Source organism: Streptomyces sp. NPDC034670 (assembly GCF_055574875.1).
Window position 1 is genome coordinate 118,651 of the sequence record NZ_JBVITR010000015.1, and the last position, 7,032, is coordinate 125,682.

General features: G+C 73.9%; 7 protein-coding genes. 3 read left to right on the forward strand and 4 right to left on the reverse strand.

Annotation, left to right across the window (positions count from 1 at the left end; genetic code table 11):
* The first annotated feature begins 84 nt into the window (after positions 1-84).
* Positions 85-1,308 (forward strand): TOMM precursor leader peptide-binding protein, encoded by a 1,224-nt coding sequence (locus ACZ56B_RS13825; RefSeq protein WP_468789527.1) that lies wholly within the window; start codon positions 85-87, stop codon positions 1,306-1,308.
* Positions 1,301-2,668, forward strand: a complete 1,368-nt coding sequence (locus ACZ56B_RS13830; RefSeq protein WP_468789529.1) for an ABC1 kinase family protein — start codon at positions 1,301-1,303, stop codon at positions 2,666-2,668. Before ACZ56B_RS13825 ends, ACZ56B_RS13830 begins: the two co-directional genes overlap by 8 nt.
* Positions 2,669-2,895: 227 nt before the next feature.
* Here the strand turns inward: ACZ56B_RS13830 and ACZ56B_RS13835 are convergent, their stop codons facing one another.
* From ACZ56B_RS13835 to ACZ56B_RS13850, 4 genes are all read right to left on the reverse strand, one after another.
* Complete coding sequence (locus ACZ56B_RS13835) at positions 2,896-3,219, reverse strand: hypothetical protein (protein ID WP_468789531.1); 324 nt, start codon at positions 3,217-3,219, stop codon at positions 2,896-2,898.
* The gene (locus ACZ56B_RS13840; RefSeq protein ID WP_004983671.1) at positions 3,216-3,584 is read right to left on the reverse strand and encodes a WhiB family transcriptional regulator; all 369 of its coding nucleotides are present in this window, start codon (positions 3,582-3,584) and stop codon (positions 3,216-3,218) included. Before ACZ56B_RS13840 ends, ACZ56B_RS13835 begins: the two co-directional genes overlap by 4 nt.
* Positions 3,585-3,757: 173 nt before the next feature.
* Entirely contained in the window at positions 3,758-4,072 is a 315-nt protein-coding gene (locus ACZ56B_RS13845) for a hypothetical protein (protein ID WP_468789533.1), read from the reverse strand.
* A 164-nt stretch (positions 4,073-4,236) separates the two neighbouring features.
* Complete coding sequence (locus ACZ56B_RS13850) at positions 4,237-6,456, reverse strand: ATP-dependent DNA helicase UvrD2 (RefSeq protein WP_468789535.1); 2,220 nt, start codon at positions 6,454-6,456, stop codon at positions 4,237-4,239.
* A 225-nt stretch (positions 6,457-6,681) separates the two neighbouring features.
* Between ACZ56B_RS13850 and ACZ56B_RS13855 the strand changes: the two genes are divergently transcribed.
* Entirely contained in the window at positions 6,682-6,924 is a 243-nt protein-coding gene (locus ACZ56B_RS13855; RefSeq protein WP_004983675.1) for a mycoredoxin, read from the forward strand.
* Positions 6,925-7,032 lie beyond the last annotated feature (108 nt).

The window sequence follows — 7,032 nt, forward strand, 5'->3', positions numbered from 1 at the left end:
GGGACGTGCCGCCCGGGACACGAGCCGCCCCGGGCCGGACAGCACGCGGCACACCAGGACGGTCCGGGACGACGGGGGTCTGTCATGCATCCGATGGTCAAGCCGGCGCTCAGGCGCGGATGGCGCGATCTCCACACCGTGCAGTTCGGGATGACACCGGCACACGCCCTGACGCTGGGACCGGTGGACACGGCGACGGGCGGTCTCCTCGACCTGCTCGACGGCACCCGCGGCCTCGGCCTCCTGCGCGAGGAGGGGCGGCGCACGGGCCTGCCCGACGGCCACGTCGACCGGCTCCTGCGCCGGCTGTCGCGGGCCGGGCTCCTGGACGACTCCCGGGGCGGCGGCCCGGACGCCGACGCCCTGCGCGAGGAACGGCAGGCCCTCGACCGGCTGCGCCCGGACCTGGCCGCACTGACCCTGACCGCCTCCGAACCGGGCGGCGCGCTCGGGCGGCTGGCGGCGCGCGGCGGCATGCGGGTGCAGGTGAGGGGCGCGGGCCGGGTCGGCGCGGTGCTGGCGGCGCTGCTGTCGGGGGCCGGAGTGGGCGAGGTCGACGTGCGCGACACCGGACGGGTCGAGCCGTGGGACGTCGCGCCGGGCGGGCTGCCCGCCGAGGCCGTCGGCGACCGCAGGGACGAGACGGCCCGCCGCGTCGCACGCCGGGCCGCGCCGCGCCGGCCGTCGCGCCGGGCCGTCCAGTCGCCGCCGGGGGAGGCCGCCCCCGGTTTCTGCCTGGTCGTCCTCGCCCCGCGGGACGACGTCGCCGTGCACGCCCCCGACCCGTCGGCCGCCGAACCCCTCCTGGCCTCGGGCACGCCCCACCTGTACGCGGGCGTCGTGGAGGGGACCGGAGTGGTCGGCCCGCTCGTCCTGCCCGGCGAGACGGGCTGTGCGGGCTGTCTCCAGGAGGACCGCGCCGACCGGGACCCGGCCTGGCCGCGCCTGGTCGCCCAGTGGCGTTCCGGGCGGCAGCGCCGGGTGGGGGCGTGCGGGCTGACGCTCGCCACGACGGTGGCCTCCCTGGCGGCCGCCCACGCGCTCGCCTTCCTCGACGGCGGGGTCCCCTCCAGCGCGGGTGCCCGCTGGGAGGTCTCCGTTCCCGGCCTGCACTGGCGGGCCCGGCCGGTCCGGGCGCATCCCGCGTGCCCCTGCGGAGCGGCGGACAGATGTGACGGAGACGAGGCCGGACACCTCTCCGAGGACGAGGGGCCGCACGAGACAATGGCCGGGCACGGGCCGTCGGAGGAGCACCGCCGCGAGGCGGACACGAAGCGGCCGGCAGGGACTTGGAGGGCGCATGTCTGATCTTCCCCGGAAGGCGGTCACCCGGACCGCCAAGCTGGCCGCGCTCCCGCTCGGCTTCGCCGGGCGGGCTACCTGGGGACTCGGCAAGCGGATCGTGGGCGAGTCCGCGGAGATCGTCGGCCGCGAACTGCAACAGCGCACCGCCGATCAGCTCTTCAAGGTGCTCGGCGAGCTCAAGGGCGGCGCGATGAAGTTCGGCCAGGCCCTGTCGGTCTTCGAGTCCGCCCTCCCGGAGGAGGTCGCCGGCCCCTACCGCGCCGCGCTGACCAAGCTCCAGGAGGCGGCCCCGCCCATGCCGACCCGCACCGTCCACGCGGTGCTCCGGGAGCGGCTCGGCGACGGCTGGCAGGAGCTGTTCCTGGAGTTCGAGGACAAGCCGTCCGCGGCGGCCTCGATCGGCCAGGTGCACCGCGGCGTGTGGCACGACGGCCGCGAGGTGGCGGTCAAGGTGCAGTACCCCGGCGCCGGCGAGGCCCTGCTGTCCGACCTGAACCAGCTGAGCCGTTTCGCCCGCCTGCTGGGCCCGCTGATCCCCGGCATGGACGTCAAGCCGCTGATCGCGGAGCTCAAGGACCGCGTCTCGGAGGAGCTGGACTACGGCCTGGAGGCCCGGGCGCAGCGGGCCCACGCCGAGGAGTTCGCGGACGACCCCGACGTCGTCGTGCCGGACGTGGTCCACCAGGGCGAACAGGTGCTGGTCACCGAGTGGATGGACGGCATACCGCTGGCGGAGGTCATCGCGGACGGCACCGGGGCCCAGCGCGACCGGGCCGGTCAGCTCCTGGCCCGCTTCCTGTTCTCCGGCCCCGCGCGCACCGGTCTGCTGCACGCCGACCCGCACCCCGGCAACTTCCGCCTGCTTCCCGGCGGTCCGGACGGCGAGGAGGACTGGCGCCTCGGCGTACTGGACTTCGGCACGGTCGACCGGCTCCCGGGCGGACTGCCCGCCCCCATCGGCGAGGCCCTGCGGATGACTCTGGACGGCGAGGCCGAGGCCGTCTACGACAAGCTGTGCGCGGAGGGCTTCATCCGGGAGACCGTGGAGCTGGACCCCGACGCGGTCCTCGACTACCTGCTGCCGATCATCGAACCGGCGCAGGTCGACGAGTTCACCTTCACCCGCGGCTGGATGCGCAGCCAGGCGGCCCGCATCGCCGACATCCGCTCGCCCGCCTACCAGTTGGGCAAGCAGCTCAACCTGCCCCCGGCCTACCTGCTGATCCACCGGGTGACCCTGAGCACCATCGGTGTGCTGTGCCAGCTGGGCGCGACGGTGCGGCTGCGGGACGAACTCGAGGAGTGGCTGCCGGGCTTCGTCCCGGAGGAACCGGTGACCGAGGAGCCGGCGGCCCGGGCGTGACCCGTGCTTCAACCGCCCGCCGCGGCCGCCTCCGCGGGCCCGGACGGCCCCCGGTCGCACGCGGACGGCCTCGGGAGCGCGTCGCGCGGCCGTGACGGCGGGGGCCGGCCCCGGCGGCAACGCGCCGCGGGGGCCGGGCCGTTGACACGGCCCGGCCCCCGCGGAGAAGGGTCCGACCCCCGGGCGGGGACCACCGCTCCGGTGGAGTCGGTTCCCGGTGGAGTCGGTTACTGCATGACCGCCATGGCGAGCGCGCGGCGGGCGCGCCGGGAGGCGCGCTCGGCCCGGCGCTGCATCCGGCGAGCGGCCACCAGGCGGACCGCCCGGTGCTCCCGCTGCGCCTCCTGCAATCGCTCGTGCATATGCACACGAGCCATGGCTTCTGGGATGAGTTGCATCTCTCGGGTCCTGTTCTGGCGCGAGTCGTTCGCACCGCTGGTGGTGAAGTCTTCGGTCGCGGAGCCTGCGGGCTCGTGGGTGGACGGCGTCATCGGGGCCTGCTTCTGGGGGTCGTGCGTGAGGGGGCGGTCGATCGTTCCTGGGGCGTTCATGCCGTGACCGGGTTCTTGCGCGGGCGGCCGCGCGGCCGCTTCCGGGCGACGACGACTCCCTGGACGAACAGCTCGCCACCCCAGACGCCCCAGGGCTCGCGCCGCTCCTTGGCGCCGGCGAGGCACGCCTCGACCAGCGGGCAGGTACGGCAGAGGGACTTGGCGTACTCGACGTCCGCCGGCGACTCGGCGAAGAAGACCTCCGGGTCGTACGAGCGGCACGGGACGGGTACGCCGAGGTTCTCGATGGCGTCGTCGAGCGCGGTGAGCGCGGTGAGCGGAGTCAAGGTCGGGTCCTCCGTGGAGCCGGGCTTGGGGATCGTGTCGGAAGGCGGTACGGACGGGGCGTGCGCTTCGAGTTGCACGGTTCGTCTTCCTCGTCTGGTCGTGTCCGGCCGGTTGGCCGGGTTGGCGGCTGGTACCGGGTTCTTTTCTTGTCCCGAGGCGCCTTCGGTCCGTCGTCCCCGTTCGGGGAAAACAGAAGGGCCGCGGATCCCGGGTGGGGTTCCGCGGCCCTGAAGGCGCCGGCCTGATCACGTCAGGCTGGATCACTCCAGGGTTCTGGCCCACGGAAGGCCCACATCAGGTGGTGCTGCGTCGTCTGCTTCCGGAATCCGGCACCGGCCGCCGCAAAGGCATAGGCCTGCGCCTGTGCCACTACTGCTTCCAGTGCCTCGGTCGGTCGCTCGTCGCGCTCGCGGACGGCAAGAGCCGGAAGAGCAACGGGGGACGCCGGGCGCGCGGCACGAATGCCGGACAGACCGGTGCCCTGGTTCGAGGCGCCGAGCATGCACAGGGAGACGGCCGAGCGATCGGTCATTTTGACGACGGAGCTGGTGTTGATGCTGATCACTGGACTCGCCTCCTCTCGGCGCTTCGGGGACTGGGACGAACCAGTCCGGCGGATGTGCAAGTACAACACGGAATCAGGGCCTCCGAGAAGGCCTCCGTTCCCGTGCCTAAGAACCTATGGGGATCGCCGGGGCATGCGCAAACTATTTTTTCGACGAGTTCGGATCAGTCCTGTTCCTGCTCCCCGGCGATGTCCCGGCCGGCGCAGATGGCCAGGACGTCCGCCCCGTAGCGGCCCAGCTTGCGCATTCCCACCCCCGGGATGCGGGCGAGTCCGTGCTCGTCCTCGGGAACCGTCTCGGCGATGGCCATCAGCGTCTTGTCGGTGAAGACGCAGAAGGCGGGCTGTCCGCTGCGCCGCGCCTGGCCGGCGCGCCACGCACGGAGCCGCTCGTAAAGCCCCTCGTCCATGTCGGAGGGGCAGTCCTCGCAGCGCATCAGCTTCATCTCGCCCGCGTCGGTCAGCGTGCGGCCGCAGACCCGGCACCGGGCGGGGCTGCGCTGTCTGCGCCTCCCGTCCGGCACGGCCGAGGCGGACGCCGTCCTGGAGAAGGCCCCGGGGAAACCGCGCTCCACGCCTCCCGCGCCGACCGCGCCACCGCGACCGGCGGCGGTGCTCGAACCGGGACGCAGGCCGTCGAGGAAGCGGCTGGGACGCCGGTTCGGCCGACCGCCGGGGGAACGGGAGAGCGCCCAGGAGAGGTGGAGGTGCTCGCGGGCCCGGGTGACACCGACGTAGAGGAGACGGCGCTCCTCCTCCATCTGCTCGTCGGTCTTCGCGTAGGTGATCGGCATCATGCCCTCGGCCACCCCGACCAGGAAGACGGCGTCCCATTCCAGGCCCTTGGCCGAGTGCAGGGAGGCGAGGGTGACGCCCTGCACGGTGGGGGCGTGCTGGGCGCCGGCCCGCTCGTCGAGTTCGGCCACGAGGTCGGCGAGGGTCGCGCCCGGCCGGGCGGCGGCGAAGTCCTGGGCGAGGTTCACCAGGGCGGCGAGCGACTCCCAGCGCTCCCGGACCGCGCCCGAGCCGGCCGGCGGCTGGGGCGTCCAGCCCTCGCCCGACAGCACGGCACGCACCTGGGAGGGCAGGTCGGGGGCGTCGTCGAGCAGGGCGTCGTTGCCGCCGAAACGGGCCGCTCCCCGCAGCGCGATCCCCGCCTTGCGCACCTCGGGGCGGTCGAAGAACCGCTCGGTACCGCGCAGCTGGTAGGGCACCCCGGCGTCGGCGAGGGCCTGCTCGTAGGTCTCGGACTGGGAGTTCGTGCGGAACAGGACGGCGATCTCGCTCGCCGGCACCCCGGAGTCGATCAGCTCGCGGATGCGGTGCGCCGCGCCCTCGGCCTCCGCGGGTTCGTCGGGGTACTCGGTGAACACCGGTTCGGGCCCCGCCGCCCGCTGGGAGACGAGTTCCAGCCGGTGGTCGGCGGCACGGCCGCGGGCCTGTGCGAGCAGGCCGTTGGCCAGGCGGACGACCTGGGGGGTCGAGCGGTAGTCGCGGACCAGCTTGACGACGGTGGCCCCGGGGTGACGGGTGCGGAAGTCGAGCAGGTGGTCGGGGGTCGCGCCCGTGAACGAGTAGATGGTCTGGCTGGCGTCGCCGACCACGCACAGGTTCTCCCGGTCGCCGAGCCACAGCTCCAGCAGGCGCTGCTGGAGCGGGCTGACGTCCTGGTACTCGTCGACCACGAAGTGCTGGTACTGGGCGCGGACCTGCTCCGCGACGTCGTGCCGGTCCTGCAGGACGGCGACGGTCAGCAGCAGCACGTCCTCGAAGTCGATGACGGCGCGCTCGCGCTTGAGGTCCTCGTAGGCGGAGTACAGCTGGGCGATCTCGGCGGGGTCGCGGGGCGCCTCCCGGCCCGCCTTGGCGGCCGCCGCCGCGTAGTCGGCCGGAACGGTCTGGGTGACCTTCGACCACTCGATCTCGGCGGTGACGTCCCTCAGCTCCCCCCGGTCGAGCCGGATGCGGCAGGCGGCGGCCGCGTCGGCGACGAGCTGGACCTTGCGGTCGACGAGCCGGGGCATGGCGCCGCCGATCGCTTTCGGCCAGAAGTACTGGAGCTGGCGCAGCGCCGCCGAGTGGAAGGTGCGTGCCTGGACGCCGACGGCGCCGAGCTGGCGCAGCCGGCCGCGCATCTCCCCGGCGGCGCGGTTGGTGAAGGTGACGGCGAGCACGCTGGAGGGCTGGAGGATGCCGGCGCGCACCCCGTAGGCGATCCGGTGGGTGATCGCCCGGGTCTTGCCGGTGCCGGCGCCCGCCAGCACGCACACCGGACCGTGCAGCGCGGTGGCCACCGCGCGCTGCTCGGGGTCGAGCCCGTCGAGCACCGCGTCCGCCGAGTCCGGTACCTGCGGGAAGAGGGAGGAGTGCGTCACTGCTGTCACACGGCCATGCTGCCAGGTCGCCGGAGACGGGTGAGCCGGCTGTCCACAGGGAGGGCCGTGCGGTCATATCAACGTGGCGGACCCCACGTCCGGGACGCGCGGGAACGCGCCGGGACGGCAGTCGCGGGAACGGCCGGCGGGAGCGGCGGGCGGGAATGGCGGCGCGTTCAAGTACGTTCCCCCAGTACGAGGACTACCCCGAGCCACCGAAGGAGCACGACAGACATGCCGGGCACTGTGACGATGTACAGCACCACGTGGTGCGGCTACTGCCGCCGGCTGAAGAGCCAGATGGACCGCGAGGGCATCGCGTACACCGAGATCAACATCGAGCAGGACCCGGAGTCGGCGGCGTTCGTGGAGAAGGCCAACGGCGGCAACCAGACGGTTCCGACCGTCCTCTTCCCGGACGGCTCGACGCTCACCAACCCGTCGTTGGCCCAGGTGAAGCAGAAGATCGGCGCCTGATCGGCGCACGGAAGAGGGGGGGGGGGGGGGGGGGGGGGGGGGGGGGGGGGGGGGGGGGGGGGGGGGGGGGGGGGGGGGGGGGGGGGGGGGGGGGGGGGGGGGGGGGGG

What these genes read in the sequence shown, in the direction of transcription:
- ACZ56B_RS13825 (WP_468789527.1), top strand. Translation starts at nt 85, where the DNA reads ATGCATCCGATGGTCAAGCCGGCGCTCAGGCGCGGATGGCGCGATCTC.
- ACZ56B_RS13830 (WP_468789529.1), top strand. Translation starts at nt 1,301, where the DNA reads ATGTCTGATCTTCCCCGGAAGGCGGTCACCCGGACCGCCAAGCTGGCC.
- ACZ56B_RS13835 (WP_468789531.1), bottom strand. Translation starts at nt 3,219, where the DNA reads ATGAACGCCCCAGGAACGATCGACCGCCCCCTCACGCACGACCCCCAG.
- ACZ56B_RS13855 (WP_004983675.1), top strand. Translation starts at nt 6,682, where the DNA reads ATGCCGGGCACTGTGACGATGTACAGCACCACGTGGTGCGGCTACTGC.